19 protein-coding genes and 1 tRNA gene are annotated in these 17,786 nt (G+C 71.6%); 7 read left to right on the top strand and 13 right to left on the bottom strand.

The features are described 5' to 3' along the window. The first annotated feature begins 56 nt into the window (after positions 1–56). On the top strand, positions 57–641 hold the full coding sequence (locus MF672_RS14575; RefSeq protein WP_242375367.1) for a dihydrofolate reductase family protein: 585 nt from the start codon (positions 57–59) through the stop codon (positions 639–641). 54 nt (positions 642–695) lie between these two features. Further along, positions 696–1,994 carry a glycosyltransferase family 4 protein gene (locus MF672_RS14570; protein ID WP_242375368.1) on the top strand — a complete coding sequence of 433 codons (1,299 nt, stop codon included), beginning with the start codon at positions 696–698 and terminating at the stop codon, positions 1,992–1,994. 21 nt (positions 1,995–2,015) lie between these two features. Here MF672_RS14570 and MF672_RS14565 read toward each other — a convergent pair whose 3' ends face one another. The 3 genes from MF672_RS14565 to MF672_RS14555 form a co-directional block, all read right to left on the bottom strand. After that, the gene (locus tag MF672_RS14565; RefSeq protein WP_247815247.1) at positions 2,016–3,140 is read right to left on the bottom strand and encodes a CU044_5270 family protein; all 1,125 of its coding nucleotides are present in this window, start codon (positions 3,138–3,140) and stop codon (positions 2,016–2,018) included. Between the two features lie 2 nt (positions 3,141–3,142). After that, positions 3,143–3,763 (bottom strand): RNA polymerase sigma factor, encoded by a 621-nt coding sequence (locus MF672_RS14560; protein ID WP_242377526.1) that lies wholly within the window; start codon positions 3,761–3,763, stop codon positions 3,143–3,145. Between the two features lie 145 nt (positions 3,764–3,908). After that, positions 3,909–4,493 carry a TetR/AcrR family transcriptional regulator gene (locus MF672_RS14555; RefSeq protein ID WP_242377524.1) on the bottom strand — a complete coding sequence of 195 codons (585 nt, stop codon included), beginning with the start codon at positions 4,491–4,493 and terminating at the stop codon, positions 3,909–3,911. A 97-nt stretch (positions 4,494–4,590) separates the two neighbouring features. On the opposite strand from MF672_RS14555, the gene MF672_RS14550 reads away from it, so the two are divergent. Next, complete coding sequence (locus MF672_RS14550) at positions 4,591–5,784, top strand: MFS transporter (RefSeq protein ID WP_242377522.1); 1,194 nt, start codon at positions 4,591–4,593, stop codon at positions 5,782–5,784. Positions 5,785–6,108: 324 nt separating this feature from the next. On the opposite strand, the gene MF672_RS14545 is transcribed toward MF672_RS14550, so the two are convergent. Continuing rightward, a complete protein-coding gene (locus tag MF672_RS14545; protein WP_242377520.1) occupies positions 6,109–6,495 on the bottom strand; it encodes a hypothetical protein in 387 nt (128 codons plus the stop codon). Between the two features lie 151 nt (positions 6,496–6,646). On the opposite strand from MF672_RS14545, the gene MF672_RS14540 reads away from it, so the two are divergent. Continuing rightward, complete coding sequence (locus tag MF672_RS14540; protein ID WP_242377518.1) at positions 6,647–7,252, top strand: SMI1/KNR4 family protein; 606 nt, start codon at positions 6,647–6,649, stop codon at positions 7,250–7,252. A 268-nt stretch (positions 7,253–7,520) separates the two neighbouring features. Next, positions 7,521–8,543 carry a DUF2637 domain-containing protein gene (locus MF672_RS14535; RefSeq protein ID WP_242377517.1) on the top strand — a complete coding sequence of 341 codons (1,023 nt, stop codon included), beginning with the start codon at positions 7,521–7,523 and terminating at the stop codon, positions 8,541–8,543. Positions 8,544–8,643: 100 nt separating this feature from the next. Here the strand turns inward: MF672_RS14535 and MF672_RS14530 are convergent. From MF672_RS14530 to MF672_RS14515, 4 genes are all read right to left on the bottom strand, one after another. Beyond that, positions 8,644–8,716: transfer RNA gene (locus MF672_RS14530), tRNA-Thr, on the bottom strand. A 20-nt stretch (positions 8,717–8,736) separates the two neighbouring features. After that, the gene (gene rlmB / locus MF672_RS14525; protein ID WP_242377516.1) at positions 8,737–9,711 is read right to left on the bottom strand and encodes a 23S rRNA (guanosine(2251)-2'-O)-methyltransferase RlmB; all 975 of its coding nucleotides are present in this window, start codon (positions 9,709–9,711) and stop codon (positions 8,737–8,739) included. A 305-nt stretch (positions 9,712–10,016) separates the two neighbouring features. Continuing rightward, entirely contained in the window at positions 10,017–10,697 is a 681-nt protein-coding gene (locus tag MF672_RS14520; protein ID WP_242377515.1) for a winged helix-turn-helix transcriptional regulator, read from the bottom strand. A 13-nt stretch (positions 10,698–10,710) separates the two neighbouring features. Then, on the bottom strand, positions 10,711–11,667 hold the full coding sequence (locus tag MF672_RS14515; RefSeq protein WP_242377514.1) for an alpha/beta fold hydrolase: 957 nt from the start codon (positions 11,665–11,667) through the stop codon (positions 10,711–10,713). A 435-nt stretch (positions 11,668–12,102) separates the two neighbouring features. Here MF672_RS14515 and MF672_RS14510 point away from each other — a divergent pair, with 435 nt between their 5' ends. Beyond that, the gene (locus tag MF672_RS14510; RefSeq protein WP_242377513.1) at positions 12,103–12,537 is read left to right on the top strand and encodes an organic hydroperoxide resistance protein; all 435 of its coding nucleotides are present in this window, start codon (positions 12,103–12,105) and stop codon (positions 12,535–12,537) included. 440 nt (positions 12,538–12,977) lie between these two features. On the opposite strand, the gene MF672_RS14505 is transcribed toward MF672_RS14510, so the two are convergent. The 3 genes from MF672_RS14505 to MF672_RS14495 form a co-directional block, all read right to left on the bottom strand. After that, positions 12,978–13,646 (bottom strand): maltokinase N-terminal cap-like domain-containing protein, encoded by a 669-nt coding sequence (locus MF672_RS14505; RefSeq protein WP_242377511.1) that lies wholly within the window; start codon positions 13,644–13,646, stop codon positions 12,978–12,980. Positions 13,647–13,780: 134 nt separating this feature from the next. Continuing rightward, on the bottom strand, positions 13,781–15,172 hold the full coding sequence (cysS, locus tag MF672_RS14500) for a cysteine--tRNA ligase (protein ID WP_242377509.1): 1,392 nt from the start codon (positions 15,170–15,172) through the stop codon (positions 13,781–13,783). A 43-nt stretch (positions 15,173–15,215) separates the two neighbouring features. Further along, on the bottom strand, positions 15,216–15,602 hold the full coding sequence (locus tag MF672_RS14495) for a PPOX class F420-dependent oxidoreductase (protein WP_242377507.1): 387 nt from the start codon (positions 15,600–15,602) through the stop codon (positions 15,216–15,218). A gap of 54 nt (positions 15,603–15,656) precedes the next feature. Here MF672_RS14495 and MF672_RS14490 point away from each other — a divergent pair, with 54 nt between their 5' ends. Then, positions 15,657–16,892, top strand: coding sequence for a DUF2637 domain-containing protein (locus MF672_RS14490; RefSeq protein WP_242377505.1), 1,236 nt, complete (start codon positions 15,657–15,659; stop codon positions 16,890–16,892). Positions 16,893–17,014: 122 nt separating this feature from the next. On the opposite strand, the gene MF672_RS14485 is transcribed toward MF672_RS14490, so the two are convergent. After that, positions 17,015–17,284, bottom strand: a complete 270-nt coding sequence (locus tag MF672_RS14485) for a GlsB/YeaQ/YmgE family stress response membrane protein (protein WP_242377502.1) — start codon at positions 17,282–17,284, stop codon at positions 17,015–17,017. Between the two features lie 97 nt (positions 17,285–17,381). Further along, on the bottom strand, positions 17,382–17,678 hold the full coding sequence (locus MF672_RS14480; protein ID WP_242377500.1) for a GlsB/YeaQ/YmgE family stress response membrane protein: 297 nt from the start codon (positions 17,676–17,678) through the stop codon (positions 17,382–17,384). Between the last annotated feature and the right edge of the window lie 108 nt (positions 17,679–17,786).

Raw genomic sequence — 17,786 nt, 5'->3', positions numbered from 1 at the left:
GGCCTCCGGCGGGCCACCATGGGCACCGGCGAGCTGACGAGCAGAGGAGAACCCTCGTGGGCAAGGTGGTCCTGTACAGCACGGTGTCCGTGGACGGCTTCATCGCGGACCCGAACGACCAGGTCGGGCCGCTGTTCGACTGGATGTCCGGCGGTGACGTCCCGTTGGACGACAAGGGGGAGGTGAAGGTCACCCAGGCGTCCTACGACTACGTCCGCCCGTACTGGGACGAGATCGGGGTGACGGTCGTCGGCCGCCACGTCTTCGACCTGACGAAGGGGTGGGGCGGCCGGCCGCCGAGCGGCATCGACCACATGGTCGTCGTGACCCACCGGCCGATGCCGGACGACTGGGACGCCGCGGCCCCCTTCCACTTCGTCGAGGGCGTCGAGGCCGCCGTGGAGCAGGCGCGACGGCTGGCGGGCGACCGCACGGTGGAGGTCGCCGCCGGCGACGTCGGCGGCCAGGTGCTGGCGGCCGGGCTCGTCGACGAGGTGGCCATGGACGTCGCGCCGGTGGTCCTCGGCGCGGGCAAGCGCTACTTCGGCTCCGTCGACGCCCAGCACCTGCTGGAGGACCCCCACGTGGTCATCCAGGGCAACCGGGTGCTCCACCTGCGCTACCGCGTGCGCACCGGATAGGGTCACCTTCCGAAGCGACCGCCCGGCCGGCCGGGCGGTGACCTCGGATGGGAGATGCCAAGCCGCATGACGGCCCGCGCCGACAGCCCTCCCTCGCCTCCGCCGCGCCGCTGCTACGTCGTCTGCACCGAGGTCCCGCCGAACGTCGTCGGCGGCCTCGGCCGGTACGCCGAGCGCATGATCCCCGCCCTGGCCGGCTCCGGCGTCCCGGTCGAGGTGTTCGGCGCGGCCGGCCCGCGCCGGCGTCCGGGAACGGACCGGACCGGCGGCGTCACGCTGCACCGGCTGCGCACCGCGGGGGCTCCCGGCGCCCGGGTCCGGCCGCTCGTCAGGATCGCCGGGCTGCTCGCCTTCAACGTCCGGGTCGCGGCCCGCGTCCTGCGCGCCGACCGCGCCGGTCGCTCGGGTCGCTCGGGTCGCGCCGACCGCTCCGGCGCGGTCGTCGCGGTGCACGACTGGATGGGCTGCCTGGCCGGGATCCTGTGCCGCCTGCTCGGCCGGATGCCGGTGGTCTTCCACGTGCACACCTGCGAGCACAACCCCGCCACGGGCGCCCGCCGCACCGCCGTGACCGTCGGCATCACCGCGCTGGAGACGGCGCAGGCCCGGCTCGCCACCCTGATCGTGGTGCCCAGCGCGGGCATGCGCGACGAGCTCGTGGCGCGCGGCTGGCCGCCCGGCCGCCTCCGCGTCGTGCCGCACGGCTTCGAGGACCCCGAGCTGGTACGGCTGGCCGCGCTGCCCGACGCCGACCGCGACCGGCTGCGCTCGGAGGTCCGGGCCCGCTACCTGCCCGGCGGCGCCGGCCGGCTGATCGTCTTCGCCGGCCGCCTGTCACCGCACAAGGGCGCGCACACCCTGGTCAGGGCCGTGCCGGCGCTGCTTCGCGACCACGACGACCTGCGGGTCGTGCTCGTCGGCGGGCAGAGCCCCGGCACCGGCGACGCCGCCGAGCTGGCCCGGCTGATCGAGCGGGAGGGCGTCGGCCGGCACGTCGTCGCCACCCACCGCTTCCTGGGCGCGCCCGAGGTGTTCGCGCACTTCCTGGCCGCCGACGTGTGCGTCTTCCCCTCGTCGTACGAGCCGTTCGGGCTGGTCGCGGTCGAGGCGATGGCGCTGGGCCGGCCGGTCGTGGTGGGCCCCGGCTACTCCCCCGAGGTGGTCGGCGACGGAGCGGTCCGCTGCCGCACCGGCTCGCCTGCGGAGCTGGCCGCGGCCCTGTCCCGCTGCCTCGACGACCCCGGCCACGCGGCCGCCCTCGCCCGGCGCGGCGCCGCCCACGTCCGCGCCCGCTACTCCTGGGCCCGCACGGCGGAGGCCACCCTCGCGACGTACGCGGAAGCGGTCCACTGACCTCCTGCCCGGCCGCCGGAGTCAGCCGGGGAGTACGGGCCTGGTGTCGGACCAGCCCGCGTCCACCACCAGCCAGTAGTCCAGCATGCGGCCGGGGACCTGCCACTTCTGACTGTTCCGTCCAGGCTTGAGCTGGATGTCGCGGCTGCCCAGCAGCTCGCCGGTCCGCTGGTCGAAGAGCACCTGCCGCTGGATCGTCCCGCGGCCGTCGACGCTCTCGAACGAGACCGCGAGGGCGACCGCGGCCCGCCCGAGCGGATCGGTGACGGCGCCGAGCCGCTGCACGCCGGGGTAATCGGTGATCAGGCGCATGAGACCGGCCCGTACCTTGGGCGGGACGGGCGTGTCCGCGAGCATGAAGAAGACGTGGTCCAGCACATGCCTGGGTTCGTCGCAACGCTTCGGCGCACCCGATCCGCCGTCGGCGGACGTGATCGAGCCCTCGCACAGGATCTCGCGCAACGCCTCGGGCCCGGTGGGCAGGTCCTGGAGCTCCTGGTAGGTGAACCGGCCGACGCCCGCGATGTGGAACGCGCCTCCGCCCTGGGCGTCCGGATCGTCCTCCTGCCAGGGGCCCGGCTCGGAGCCGAGGGTCCTGGTGAGCCCCGACGAGCGGATCCGCCAGCTCGACGGGGAGCCCGCCGCGCGCCAGGCGTCGGCGTCGGCCCTGGTCTGGGGTTTGCCGGACAAGTCACGGCCGTAGAAGGAGGTGCCGTCGCCACGGCTGCGTCCCGTCCACCTGAAGAACTCGTCGCGCTCCTCCACGACGTACCCGCCGGTCCTGCCCAGCGCGAGCGCCGCGAAGGCGTGGCGCTGATGCGTGTACCAGTAGCGGCCCTCCGGCTGCAGCTCCGCCCGGGAGGCGGCGGCCAGCATCATGCCGCGCGGCGACGGAGCCTCCGGGCCGGCCGTCAGGCCCGGACGGGGCCGTGCGGGCTCGCCGCCCGACGTGAGCGTCACGCCGGCCGCCACCGCCGCGGCCGTGGCGGCGGCCGCCAGGCCTAGCGGCACCCGCCAGGCGCGACGCCGGCGTACCGGCGCAGGCGCGTCCTGGCCCAGCATGCGGCGGCGGGCCGTCGCCGTGGCGGCCGCGGACGGAGGAGGCGGGTCGCCGTACACGCCGCGGACGAGATCCAGTTCGTTCATCGTCAGGCCTCTTCCTCGTCGAGCAGCGGGTTCGTGTCGCCCAGCGCCTCGCGCAGCTTCCTTCGCGCCCGGTTCAGCCGCGAGGACACCGTGCCGAAGGGCACGTCCAGGGCCCGCGCCACGTCGTCGTAGCTCAGCCCGGCCAGCGCCACCAGCAGCAGCACGTCACGCTGCGCGGCGGGCAGGGCGGCGACGGCCTCGGCCAGCGCGCCCTTGACGCTCTCCGCGCTCACCCGGGCCGTCACCTCCTCCTCGTGGCCCCCGGCCGGCTCCGCCTGAGGATGCAGCCGGTCCACCGCCCGCAGGAGGCGCACCTCGTCGCGGCGGTGCCGGCTGATGAGGTTCGTCGCGATGCCGTACAGCCAGGGACGGGCGCTGCGGTGACTCAGGTCGTAGCGGCGCCGCCGGCGGAAGGCCAGGGCGAACGTCTCGGCGGAGACGTCGTCGGCGGCGTGCGGACCGAGGCGGCGGGAGACGTAGCGATGAATGTCCGGATAGTGCGCGTCGAAGACGGCGCCGAAACACTCGGGCTCGTCCCAGGACCGCTCGATCGCCGCCGCGTCGTCGTCGGATGACGGTTCCGCGGCGTCCTGAGGAGCGGCGGCCAGGTGGGGCTCATGCATGCATACGCCTTGCGGTCGGCGGACGTCGGTCACCTGTTGTTGCCCGATGCCCGCCGTCGCCTTCCCCTGATCCGCGACCGCCCCGGACGCGCGTCGCGCTCGCCCTCCACCTGACTGCCCTGACCCGGCCGGGCTCCGGCAGGGGTCAGGTGGTCGCGGGCCCGGCCAGCATCTTGATCGTGAAGTCGACAGCCGTGGTCAGCCGTTCGGCGTCGTGTCCGGCGCGTTCCCGTACGCGCAGCCCGAGCACCGTCGTGAACAGCGACTCCACCGCGGCCTCGACGTCCAGGCCGGCGGGCAGCTCGCCGTCGCGGACGCCGCGCCGAAGGAGCGAGGCGAGGCTCTTCCGCGTGCCTTCGAACGCGGCCTCGGTCCGTTCCAGGACCGCGGGGTCGGTGGCGCCGAGCTCGGTCGCCGTGTTGACCACGAAGCAGCCGCGCCCGGCCTCGTGCGTGACCATCCAGATCAGCCACTCCCGCAGGATCCGCAGGCTGGAGCCGGCGACGCTCAGCCGCTCCTCGGCCTGGGCGGACTCGGTGGCCCAATAGTGGTCCAGCGCCCGCAGGAACAGGGTGTGCTTGTCGTTGAAGGTCCGGTACAGGCTGCTCTGCTTGAGGTCGAGCTCGGCGCCCAGGTCACGGACGGACGTGGCGTTGTAGCCGCGGCACCAGAACAGGTGGGCGGCCCTGGCGACCACGTCCTGCTCGTCGAACTCCCTGGGTCGTGCCATGCCCCCACCCTAACAAAGTTGTGGAGCGATCGCTCCCGTATTAGGGTGTGCCGCCATACGGGAGCGACCGCTCCCAAACTGAGAGGAAGAACCCGACGTGACGGCCACGCACCCGCCCGCGAGCGACCGAGACACCCCGCCGACAAGCCACTGGGCCGCCGTCTGCGCCGTGGCCTTCGGCACGTTCCTCCTGGTCACGGCGGAGCAGCTGCCCATCGGACTGCTCACCCCCGTCGGCTCGGCACTGTCGGTCTCGGAGGGCGCGGCGGGGCTGATGGTCACGGTCCCCAGCATCGTCGCCGCCGTCGCCGCCCCGACGGTCCCGCTGCTCGTCGGCCGGATGGACCGCCGGCTCCTGCTCGTCGCCCTCATGGGGCTCATGACGCTCGCCAACCTGGCGTCCGCCCTGGCCCCCGCCTACCCGCTGCTGATCGCCGCCCGGGTGCTGGTCGGCGTGGCCATCGGCGGGTTCTGGGCCATCGCCGGAGCCCTGGCCGTCCGGCTCGTCCCGGCCGCGCGCGTGCCACGCGCCACCGCGATCATCTTCGGCGGCGTCGGGGCCGCGAACGTCGCCGGCGTCCCCATCGGCACACTGATCGGCGGGCTGGCCGACTGGCGGATCGCGTTCGGCGCGCTGAGCGCCCTCGCGCTCGCCGTGCTGGTGACCCTGCTGGCGGTGCTGCCGCCGCTGACGGCGGCTCAGCCCGTGGGCCTGCGGCGGCTGGCCGGCCAGTTCCGCAACGGGGGCGTCCGGGCCGGCATCCTGGCGACGTTCCTGATCGTGACCGGCCACTTCACGGCCTACACCTTCATCAGCCCCGTGCTGCGCGACCTGTCCGGCATCGACGGACGCCTGGTCGGGCCGCTGCTGTTCGCCTTCGGCGTCGCCGGCGTCGCGGGGAACTTCGCCGCGGGCGCCACCGTGGCCGGCAGGCCGCACCGCACCGTCCTGGTCATCGCCGCCGCCCTGGGGGCGACCATGCTGCTCTACCCCGTGGCGGGACTCACCGCCATGGGCGGCGTGACCCTGCTCGTGATCTGGGGCCTGGCGTACGGCGGGGTCTCCACGAGCCTGCAGACGTGGATGATCAAGGCCGCGCCGGAGGCCGTCGAGGAAGCGTCCGCGTTGTGGGTCGCGGTGTTCAACCTCTCGATCGGCCTCGGCGCCCTGGCCGGCGCCGCAGCCGTCGACACCTTGCCGCTCCAGGCCGTCCTGTGGCTCGCCGGAGCCCTCACCCTGGCCGCCGCCCCGACCGCATGGACCACCCGCCACCAGAGAACCCTGCGATGATCCCGTCCTCCGCCTCACCGGCTTTCCACGCACGCGGCTTGAGCCTCGCCTGCCACCACAAGAGTGAACCCGCAACGAGGTCTCCCCCTCTTGATCACACTGCACTACGAGACCCGCCCGGGCCACGACGACCGCCTCCGACGAAAAGCCCCTGACGGGGCAGCGCCGACGAAGGGAATCGAACCTCTGACCTGCTGTTCACAAGCCAGTTCGAGATCGTCCACGGGCGTACACCGACGTCCAGGGACGTTGTTAGCAACAGCGTTAGCAAGATCGGCCAGACCTCGGTTGTCCCGAGACGCTGCTGGTCCTGCCGCTCGGCGGTCAATCGGTCCGCTGCACCGCGGGTACGAACCCGCCCCGGGCCTTCCCGCCATCGGCCAGTGCCGCCCAGTCGTCCACCGCACTGTGCGAGTCGACGACCAGCACGACCGCACCGCCGGAACGGTCGACGGCCTCCAGCCATGCGAAGCGCTCTTCGGCCTCCTCGGGACGGGCGATGCCTTCGACGAAGATCCCGGAATCACCGGGGCCGTCGACCACTGAGGCGGTCAGGCCGGCGAGGAACTGCCAGCCCTCACAGGGCAACGGCCTGCCCGCATCGAGCCGGAAGACGGGAAGCCGCTCGATCTGTTCGGTCGAGACGAGAACCAGTACCGGTACGGCGCCGGCGAGGTAACCGGCGTCCTCGCGAGGAATGTAGAGCGGCATTCGGTGAGTATCGCACCACCCTCCTGTGGCCGGATGCTGGGGCACGCAGCCCAAACCCGAGCCCAGTCACCCGCTCTTCGACGCCGTTAGCCTGTACGCGTTGACGCTTCAACCGGGAGAATCCATGCGGTCAGACGTCAGCCTGGATGAGATGGCTGCTGAGCTCTCCCGGCTTGCTGATCTCTCAACGGCTGTGCCTCTGCCGGAATCCGAGGTTGTGGCTCTTGAGGAAGTGATCGGCGCGCCGCTGCCTGACGAGTTCCGGTCGTTCCTGCTGCGATTCGGCCGGGGAGTCCGTCCAGGCCCCTTGCTCGACCTGCATTGGATCGTGGAAGAGACCCAACGGGAGCGTGAGGACTTCCAGGAGGAACCCGACGTCGCCGCCTACCCGTGGGAGCCCTTCCCGGTGACCCGGGATGATGTGCGGCAACTGCGGCGCCTCGCCGCCGAGGAAGCAGACCCCACCCTGTGGATGGACAAACCCTCACCCGGGACGATGTTCCTGTGCAGCCACGGGTGCTCGTGGATCAGCATGCTCGCCATGAACGGCGAGTACGCCGGCACGGTCTGGCTTACCGAGATGGGATGGGTGAAGGACATGTACTGGTGGCCGTCGGCTCCCTGGAGGGATGTTGAGCCGTCGGGCCGTCTGCATGGGGGCTGGAGCGAACCGGTGCCGTTCTTGGACTGGTACACACACTGGACGCGGCAGATCGTCAGCCGTCATCGGCGCTCGCGGCAGCCTGACTTTCCTTGATCGTAGAGGCGTTCATTCTTCCTACCCGGCCGCGCTCGACTCGGCCCGCGCCATCGCCGCCGAGACACCTGGCGTCGCCATCGTCGCCTCCCAGGACGGCCAGTGGTACCGCGCCCGCTCCTCCTACGTCAGCGAGCACACCGCCGAACAGGCCGCCACTACCTACGCCCACCTGGCACCGCCCTGGGCCGAGGTGATGATCGCTCAACCCGTCCCAACACCCGACCAGCAGACCGCCTGAACCCGGTCGCTGCGAGGAGGAGCTGAGATGCGCCGCATCACCGCCCGGCTCCTCGACACCGGCCCTGTCCTCGTCCTGGCACTCATCGCGGGCGCAGGCTCGTTCACCCACATCCGCGACACCGCCAGCGAACACGGACAGACCGGCTGGATGTCCTGGGCCATCGCCATCTGCATCGACCTGACCTGCGTCATGGCCGCCCGCGAACGCCAACGCGACAAGAAGACCCACCGAACCCGGCGCGGCCCGATCTCCTGGCCCGTCCTCGTCCTGACCGGCGGAATCGTTCTGTCACTGGCCGCCAACCTCGCCCAAGCCACACCGACCGTCTGGGGCTGGATCACCGCCGCAACCCCGGCCGGCGCCTTCCTCGTCGCGGTGTCGATGCTCGAACGCCGCGCCACGACCACCGGCACCGACACACCACAGGACGTCCCGCAGACGTCCTCACCTTCCGCGCAACCGTCCTCAACCGTCCCCGCAGAGTCCCGCGACGTCCCGGTTCGGCACCAGACCCGGCGCTCGTGGACTACGCCCGCCGCGTCGCTGACGAGCACCACGCCAAGCACGGTGAACCGATCTCCGCCGACTCCATCCGCGCCCGCCTGGGCGTCTCCGAACAGCTCGCCACCGACCTGCTCCCGCGTCGTGTCCCTCGACCCCAGCACGGTCAGAGTCTTCAAGGCCCACCGCGCCCGCCAGGACGAGGAACGCCTAAGGCTCGGCGAGTCCTGGAAGGGCGGCGGTGCGTACGTCTTTACGACTGGCTGGGGAGATCCGCTCTTCCCGGACACGCCCAGCTCGCTCATGCCCAAGCTCATCGAAACCCACAACAAGCAGAACCCGCGAGCCCAACTCCCCCATGCCCGCCTGCACGACCTCCGCCACATCCACGCGACGACGCTGCTCCTGGCCGGCGTTCCCGTCCACGTCCTCGCGGCCCGACTCGGCCACGCCGACCTGGCGATCACCCTCAGGATCTACGCCCACGTCATTCATGAGCAGGCCGCCACCGCTGCCGACGTCTTCGCCAAGGCCGTCACCGAATAGCGGCCGTGTTAGCACGCCCGTTAGCAAGATCCCGACATTGTCCTGACAAACGAAGAAGCCCCTGACGGCATGACGCCTGTTCAGGGGCTTCCTGGTGCAGAGCCGACGAGGGGAATCGAACCCCTGACCTTCTGTTTACAAGACAGATGCTCTGCCGATTGAGCTACGTCGGCGCGGCCTACCAGTGTAGACGCTAGAGACGTCTGTGACGAGCGACCTCGTACAACGCCACACCGGCCGCCACACCCGCGTTCAGGGACTCGGCGGCGGTGGCCATCGGAATGCGGGCCAGCACGTCGCACTGCTCGCGAACCAGGCGGGACAGGCCCTTGCCCTCGGAGCCGACCACGATGACGGCCGGCTCGGTCAGGAGGTCGACGTCGGCGATATCGGTGTCGCCGCCGCCGTCCAGGCCGATGATGAAGAGGCCGGCGTCGCGGTATTCGCGCAGGGCGGCCGTCAGGTTGGCGGCGCGGGCGACGCGGAGGCTGGCGAGGGTGCCGGCCGAGGTCTTCCAGGCTCCCGCCGTGACGCCGGCGGAGCGGCGCGACGGGACGAGCAGGCCGTGCGCGCCGAACGCGGTGGCGGAGCGGGCGATGGCGCCGAGGTTGCGGGGGTCGGTCACCGAGTCGAGGGCGACGATCAGAGGGGTCTCGGCGGCGTCCTGCGCCAGCTCCACCAGCTCGGCCGGGTGGGCGTAGTCGTACGCCGGGATCTGGAGGGCGATGCCCTGGTGGACCGCGCCTTCGGTCAGGCGGTCGAGCTTGTCACGGGTGACTTCGAGCAGGGCGATGCCCTGCTCGGCGGCGATCTTGATGGAGTCGCGGACGCGATCGTCGTTGTCGACGCGCTGCGCCACGTAGAGAGCCGTGCACGGGACGCCTGCCTGCAGGGCCTCCAGGACCGGGTTCCGGCCGCCGATGTACTCCGGGGCGTCCTCCGAACGACGCTGGCGGCCCGCCGCAGCCGGACGCCGGGTGCCGGTGCCGCCCGTACGCTCCTCGCGGGCGATGCGTTCGGTGCGCGCCTTGTCCTTGTACCAGTGGCGCATCTCGGCAGGCGGGGTGGACCCCTTGCCCGCGAGCCCGCGGCGCTTCTGACCGCCGGTGCCCTTGGACGGGCCCTTCTTCTTCGCGGGCCTGCCCGAAGCCCTACCGCCTGCTGCCATGTCCATAAGGGTACTCGGGCCGTCATGCGCCTCATCCCACTCAGTCATACCGGGGGCCAGGACGGGGTGGTGGGCTCAGGAGGTCGTCGGTCCGCGGACGGAGCCGGGCCTCGGCGTCGTCCGGGGTGTCAGGCGCCTGACGGGGGCCGGCCTCCAGGACGGGACGCCGGCACGCCGTCACGCTGCGCGGAGGTTCGGATTCCGCGCGAACCGGCTCCGACCTGGGGCTGGATGAGCCACCGAGCACGTACGTCCGCGGATCGGCCGTTGGCGGGCGCTCCCGCAGCCTCCGTACGCCGGTCCGGTCATGCCTGCCCGGGCTGCCTCCGCGACTGGGGCTGCGGGGCACGGAACATGCTGACCAGGGCGAGGATGGCCTGCGGAGCCCCGCTGGCCTGGGCACGGTGTTCCCTGACGGCCTGCCCGAACGTCGTGCGGCCGGCGGCTATGTCGATCAGGACCTCGTCGTCGATCTCCAGGACGGCGTCAGGACGTTGCGCCGGGCCGACGATCGTCTCGATGGTGCCGTTCTCGACGATGGCGTGGAAGACCTCGCCCGAGATGCGGAACTCGTAGATCGCCCGCACGTCCTCGGCGGCACTCGGATCGAAGTACGCGCGCAGGCCGAGGACCGCCCAGCCGCCGTGGAACGCCTCGCCCTCGCGGCGCTCGCCCATCGCCCACTTCATGCCCCACTTGGCCAGCTCCAGGATCGCGGGGCCGAGCTCGTCGCCGGCCTCCGTCAGCGCGTAGGCGGGAGTGCGGGCGGGCGGCGGCAGGGTGATCTTGCGGATGAGGCCCTCGTGCTCAAGATGCTTCAGGCGGGCGGCGAGGAGGCCGGTGCCCAGGCCGCGCAAGCTGTTCTGGAAGTCGGAGAACCGCTTCGGGCCGGTCAGCAGGTCGCGGAGGATGAGCAGCGTCCAGCGCTCGCCCACGATGTCCAGGGTCCTGGCGGTGGCGCAGAACTGGTTGTACGTACGGTCCACTTCAGCAGTTTAATCAGCGGCTTCCGGTTCCTGAACCGAGTGATTCTGCGGCGAGGGAGAGGAGGAGCGTGGCGAGGGCTTCCGGGGCGGCCACCATGATGTCGTGGGGTCCGTCGATGGGGATGGTGTCGTAGCCGATGGCCTGGCCGAGTCGTTCGAAGGGGTAGGTCTGGGGGCGGCAGTGGATCGCGGTGCCGGGGATGGCGGCGACTGCGCCGGTGAGCTCCGTCGTGTCCTCGAACGTGCGGAGGGGGTGGGGGCGGAGGTTCCGGGTCAGCCAGGCGGCGTCGGCGGGGTCCGTCACGCCGAAGAGGTGAGGCGGAGGGGGCGGGATCAGCCGCTGGTCTGTGGGCGCGGGGTCCGGGGGCGCGGGGTCCGGGGGCGCGGGGTCCGGGGGCGCGGGGTCCGGGGGCGCCAGGTTCTGGAGTGTGGGGTTCTGGGGCGCAGGGGTCTGGGGCGTCGGGTTCTCGTACGCGGGACTCTGGGAACGCCGGATTGGGGTTGCGGTGGCTTCGGCCGCGGCCCGCATCGCCTGGGCGAAGGCGGGCGGGGCGAGGGTGAACATGCTGCTTCCGGTCGGGCCCGCCCAACCGTCCACCAGGATGATGCGGGCGATCCGGTCGGGGCGCATGTCGGCTGCCTGGCGAACGACGAGACCCGCGTAGCTGTGACCGACGAGGATCACCTGGTCGGCAGGGTCATGGTCGGACCACCCGGTTTCACGGCCAGTTGTGCGACCGGTTCCAGAGCCGACTCCGCGGTCGGTGCCTGGGACGGTTGTGGAGTCGATTCTGCTGGTTGCGGGCAGGGCGGCGAGCACCTGGTTGACGTGATCCCGGAGGGTTGTGCCAGGTGCGTACGCCAGGTCCGGGACGATCGTGCGGGCCCCGGCCCGGTCGAGGAACGGGACCACGCGGTCCCAGGCCCATGGTCCGTGCCACGCGCCGGCGACCAGGACGAAGGTCGTCATGCCGACACCACCCGCTGCGCGACGGGTTCCTGTGTCGTGGCCACGCTGTGAGAGTCGTACGACGGGCCGATTGCGCGCGTCCCGCGCTTGGCGACCAGGGTCGAGGGCAGCGCCGCGCCGGCTTCGGGACAGGTCGCGGCGGCGACGCCCGCCAAGGTATCGACGTTCGCCGGGGAAGCGGAGCCTCCCGACGAAGCGGCGAGGCAAAGGACCCGCCTGGTGTGGACGGGAAGCGAGTGACCGCTTCGAGGACCGGATCCTGACATGTCGCCTCCAGGGATCAGTACCACCTTGAGGATTTCGACCCAGCGGCCATAAGACACACGGTTGCCGGAGGGTGGCGTTCTCGATCTTAATCGTTGACTTTCGGTTTTTGAAGTCTATGATTCACAAACAAGAAGACGGGACGGGAACGCGAGGCAGGGAGTGGACGGCATGACCAAGCCGATGTACACGGCGGAGGCGACCGTTACAGGAGGACGGGCCGACGGGCACGGGGTCAGCTCGGACGGCAAGCTCGACGTACGGCTCCGGCAGCCCAAAGAGCTGGGCGGGGACGGGGACGGCACCAACCCCGAGCAGTTGTTCGCGGTCGGTTACGCCGCCTGTTTCTCCGCGGTGCTGAGCATGCTCGGGCGGAGGGAGGGCGTGGAGGCCGGTGACGCGGTCGTGGAGTCCAAGGTGCACCTGATCCCGCAGGGTGACGGGACGTTCCGGCTGGGGGTGGAGCTCGGGGTCACCCTGCCGTCGATCGGGGACGTCGATCAGGCGGTGGGGCTGGTGCAGGGCGCGCACCGCGTCTGCCCCTACTCCAACGCGACGCGCGGGAACGTGGACGTTGCGCTGAGGGTGAATGGAGTGAGCGTTTAGGCCAGTGGTGGCGGTGGCCTCGTCACACGAAGGCCGACGGCTCCCAGGGATCGGCGGCCACCGGTAGGCCGCTCGTCGCCAAGCGACCGGCAGCCACCAAAGGATGCAGTGACCACTCAAGGGCCGACGGCCATCTGGGCACACGGCCCCGCGAACGCCCGGCCTCGTCGGGTGAGTCGGCGGGCCCCGTAAGAAGCGAAGATTCCCTAGAGCTTGACGTCGTCCGGGGTGCGGGCGGGCTCCCGCAGAGGGGTCGGCCTCTCGAAGGCCGGTGTGGATCGGCGAGTCGGCGGACGCCTACCGAGGCCGACGTCCCCGAGGATCCGATGGCCAGCGACGCACCGGCAGTGGCCCGGCGGCCGCCGAAGTAGCCGATGCCCACCGGATCAGCCGATGCCGCCGGAAGGACCGATGGTCGGCAGTGAACGGCGATCGCCTCGTCAGGCGCGGGAGCCTGCGTTCAGAACGGCGAACAGCCCCCGTGCGCGAGCCCCGTCCGCCGCCCGCCAAGAGCCCGCGACGTGACCGCTCGCCGACGGCGGAAGGGCGGCGAGGACGTCGTCCGTGGCGGCCGGGCGCAGGAGCCGGTGCAGGCGCAGGACCGTGCCGTCCGCTGCCCGCAGTGCGGTGCCCTCCTTGTCGTCGACGGCGGTGTACTGCGCCGGGGCGAGGCCGTCGGCGGTGCAGGAGCGGGTGACGTCCGGGTCGGGCGTGTCGCTGACGTTCTGGTCCTGGGCCTGGACGCGGCCTTCGATCAGGGCCAGCAACTGGGCGACCAGCACCGGGTCGTGGCAGCCGTCGTACGCCCAGCGCCGCCCCAGCACCCCGTGCTCCATGGTGCCGACGAGCGCGTGCTCCGCCCCGTCGAGCGGGGCGCCCCGGTAGGTGAGCGGCACCAGGTAGGTGGACGGTTCGGCGCCCGCGGTGTCGGTCACCACCATGAACTCCATGCCGACCTCGCCCTCGGGGTCGTCCAGGCGGAAGCCGCCCGCCTTGGCCAGCCGCGGTCCGCCTGCGTCGCTGCCGGAGTACCAAGCCCGGGAGGGGAGCCAGGAGGTGAGCAGCTCCAGCTTGGACGGCTTGAGATCGGTCTGGTGGATGACGGCCATGCCGAGGCTTCTCCTCCGAGTCGTACGAACGGATCTTCCGCATCTTCCCATTCGAGGAGGGATCGGGAGCGCCGGCCCTTCCGAGGGGCCGTCCCGCGGAACGGCGGCGGCCGAAGGCAGGTCGGTTCGGGCGGTCAGCGGGACAGTTCCCAGCGCGCCCCGTGCGGCGTGTCCTCCACCGTGATGCCCGCCGCCGCCAGCTGGTCCCTGATCGCGTCCGCGGAGGCGTAGTCCTTGCGGGCGCGGGCCGCCTTGCGCTGCTCCAGCGCCACCGCCACCAGCGCGTCGACGACCGGCGTCAGGTCGGAGCCGGTGCCGCGCCACTGCGGCGAGCGCGGGTCGAGGCCGAGCACGTCGAGCATGTTCTGGGTCTCGGCGAGCAGCCGCGCCACGGCCTCCTTGTCGCCCCGCGCCAGCGCCACGTTGCCCTCGCGCACCACCTCGTGGACGACCGCGAGCGCCTGCGGCGTGCCGAGGTCGTCGTCGAGGGCGTCCGCGAAGGCCTGCGGCAGCGGCGCGTCGGCGTCCACGTCGTGGATGACCTCGGCGGCGCGCGTGACGAAGCCCTCGATGCGCTGGTACGCGGCCGCCGCCTCCTGCAGCGCCTCCTCGGAGTACTCGATGGAGGAGCGGTAGTGCGGGGCCGCGAGGTAGTAGCGCAGCTCGACCGGGCGCACCTTCTGCACCATCTCGGGGATCAGCAGGGAGTTGCCGAGCGACTTGCTCATCTTCTCCGCGCCGATCTTGAGCATGCCGTTGTGCATCCAGTTGCGGGCGAAGCCGTCGCCGGCCGCCTGGGACTGGGCGATCTCGTTCTCGTGGTGCGGGAAGATCAGGTCGATGCCGCCGCCGTGGATGTCGAACGTCGGCCCGAGGTACTTCGTCGCCATCGCCGAGCACTCCAGGTGCCAGCCGGGACGCCCGGGGCCCCACGGCGTCGGCCAGGTGGGCTCGCCCGGCTTCTCGCCCTTCCACAGGGCGAAGTCGCGCGGGTCGCGCTTGCACGACTCGTCGTCGGTGTCGGCCGCGGCCCGCATGTTGTCGAGCTTCTGGTTGGACAGCGAGCCGTAGTGGTCGGCCCAGGAGCGGACGTCGAAGTAGACGTCGCCGCCGGAGGCGTAGGCGTGGCCGCGGTCGATGAGCCGCCGCATCAGCGTGATCATCTCGGGGACGTGCCCGGTCGCCCGCGGCTCGACGGTCGGCGGCAGGCAGCCCAGCGTGTCGTACGCCCAGGTGAAGGCCCGCTGGTTGCGCTCGGCCACCACGAACCAGGGCACGCCCTCCTCGGCCGACACCCTGATGATCTTGTCGTCGATGTCGGTGACGTTGCGGCAGAACGTCACGTCGTAGCCGGAGCGGGTCAGCCAGCGCCGCAGCACGTCGAAGTTGACGCCCGAGCGGATGTGCCCGATGTGCGGCGGAGCCTGCACGGTGGCCCCACACAGGTAAATCGACGCCCGGCCGGCTTCGACCGGCACGAATTCACGGATGGCGCGCGTGCTGGTGTCGTAGATGTGCAGGCTCACGAAGGCAAGGCTAACGCCTCAAGGGCGTCATCAGGCCGATAAATCAGCCTCGGAGCACGACCTTCTCCGGCCGGATCCGGACAATGAGCCGTTCGGTGCCCGGCTTGTCCTGCCACGGCTGCCCGCGGTACTTCTGCGACAGCTCCTCGATGAGCGCGCCCGTCGGATCGGGCGACACGGTCACTGTGCCACGAACCTCCAGATACCGGTACGGATCGGCCGGATCGATCACCAGCAGGCTCGTCCGCGGGTCGCGCTCGAAGTTGCGCGGCTTCACCCGTCCCTTGACCGTCGAGAACAGCACGTCGTCGCCCTCCGTGCGGACCCACACCACGCTCGACTGCGGGGAGCCGTCGGGGTTGATGCTGGTGACGGTGGCGAAATTGGGCGCGTCCAGGAGGTTGCGGGCTTCTGCTGGCAACTCGGCCATGTCTCTCCCTTGATCGGTCTCGGAATCACATTGTTCTGTAGGCTCGAAACCGCCATGGACGTGACTCCCCCCTCTGTGCTCCGGCGCCTGGGCATCGCCCTCGCGGGGCTCGCGGTCGCCGCCCTCGCCGGGGCCGCGTGCGCGCTGTCGTTCGACGACCTGCGCGCGCTCGCCGTCGTCGGCGAGGCCCGGCCCGATCTCGCCTACCTCTATCCCGCCGCCTTCGACGCGCTGCTCGTGGTCGCCCTGGTCGGCGTCCTGCTGCTGCGCTCGGCCCGGTTCCTGGTACGCCTCCAGGCCGCGGCCGTGCTGGTGCTGCTCATCGTCGCCGCGGCGGCGGTGAACGCGGCCACCGCGCTGCGCCTCGCGATCGATCCCCGGCAGGCGGCCATGGGGGTGGCGCTGGCCCCCTGGGTCATGCTCGCCGTCGCCCTGTGGATCTGGCTGCTGATGATCAAGCACGTGCAGGCGGGCGGACGCGGCGGCGCCCGCGAGGAGGACGAGGAGGACGAGGCGGACCTCGTTCCGTTCCACCGGCGGGGCACGGCCGAGGCCGGTCCGCCGCCGCTGGTCACGGAGGCGCCGCCGCTGGTCACCGAGGCGCCGCCGCTCATGACCGACGCACCGGCGCCGGTGCTGGAGCCCACGCCGGTCGTCGGGCCCACGCCCGCCCCGGAGACGCCCCCCGTCTCTCCGTACGAGACCGTGGACGCTCCCATGCGCGACGAGGACGAGCGCGACGAGATCGAGGAGGCGGGCGTCCCCACGCAGGAGATCCGCGTCCGGGGAGCACGGGAGACGCCGCTCCAGCGCCCCGAGCCCCAGGAGCCCGAGGAGCCCGCGCAGGAGCCGCAGGAGGAGGCCCCCGTCTCGGAGCAGGTCGCCGAGTGGCACGCCGCGCCCCACGACGAGCACGCCCCCGAGCGACCCCAAGAGCCCGCGCAGGACGCCCGGAACATCGAGGACATCGAAGACGCCGAAGACGCCGAGGACGCCGGGGAGCCCCCGCAGAAGGCCCCGACCCGCCCCGTCCGCTGGGGCGACCGCTACAAGCCCACCGACGTCCTCGTGCACCCCCGCCCCGACCCGAGGAACGCCGACACCCAGCCCCAGCCCATCATCCTGGACGACGACCGCCCGGCCCCCGCGCCCCGCGCCCAGCCCCCCGCGGAGACCGCCCAGAGCGCTGAGGACGAGTTAGCGGACACCGCCCCGCACCCCGTGATCCACGACGATCCCCCGGCCCCGTCGGGCCGCCTGCGGAGCACCCCGCGGCCCCCGGAGGACTGACGCACAGGAAGGCCCGCCCCGGAAGGCGGTCCGATCGAAGCTGTCCGATCGGATCGGCTCCCGAGGCGGGCCGATGTATGCCCGGCGTCCGCGGATCTGCGGTACGGCCGTCAGTTCTCTGGTCAGACGCGATGGCCGCGCCTCAGGCCGGCGACCAGGCCGACACCCACGATGGCCAGCACCACCTGCATCACGAGCTCGATCCAGTCGATGCCGGGAGTCGTCTCCACGCCCAGCACCTGCGCGAGCAGCGTGCCCAGGAGGGCGGCCACGATGCCGACGACGACGGTGAGAATCCACCCGATGGCCTGCCTGCCGGGAAGCAGCAGGCGACCGACTGCGCCAATCACGGCGCCAATCACGATGGCGCCAAGGATGGACTGGATTGTCATGGTTCGAAACCTCCCCGTGAGGGTGAGCCGTTCACCTCCACGGGGATGTTCGCTACCCGATCTCCGGCTTTTATGCGCGGATTTGTGTTTACGCAGGTCAGGTCATGGTTCCGCGTGTACGTCCGCCGCCGCGCCCCCGCCCGATGCCCATCCGGGTCACGAGCAGCACGCCGATGACCGCCAGCGCGAGCTGGAGTATGTGCTCGATCCAGTCGATGCCTCGCGTATCGGCCCAGCCGAGCGCCTGGGCGATCAGCGTGCCGATGAGCGCGGCGACGATGCCGACGATGAGGGTCAGCCCGATGGACATGTTCTGCCTGCCGGGCACCAGCAGCCGGGCCAGCGCACCGACGATGGCGCCGATGACCACGGCGGAGACAATCGCGCCGATCATGTGTAGCTCCCCCCGAAGACGTTCACATGTCTTGGGGAGACCTACCCGCTGAACAGGACAAACAACCCAACGTATAAGGAAGGCGGCGGTCCGTACCGCGCCAGTGAC

This window comes from Actinomadura luzonensis (assembly GCF_022664455.2).
GTDB classification, from domain to species: domain Bacteria; phylum Actinomycetota; class Actinomycetes; order Streptosporangiales; family Streptosporangiaceae; genus Nonomuraea; species Nonomuraea luzonensis.
The sequence above is the reverse complement of the archived record's forward strand: the minus strand, read 5'-3'. Positions and strand labels throughout refer to the sequence as shown.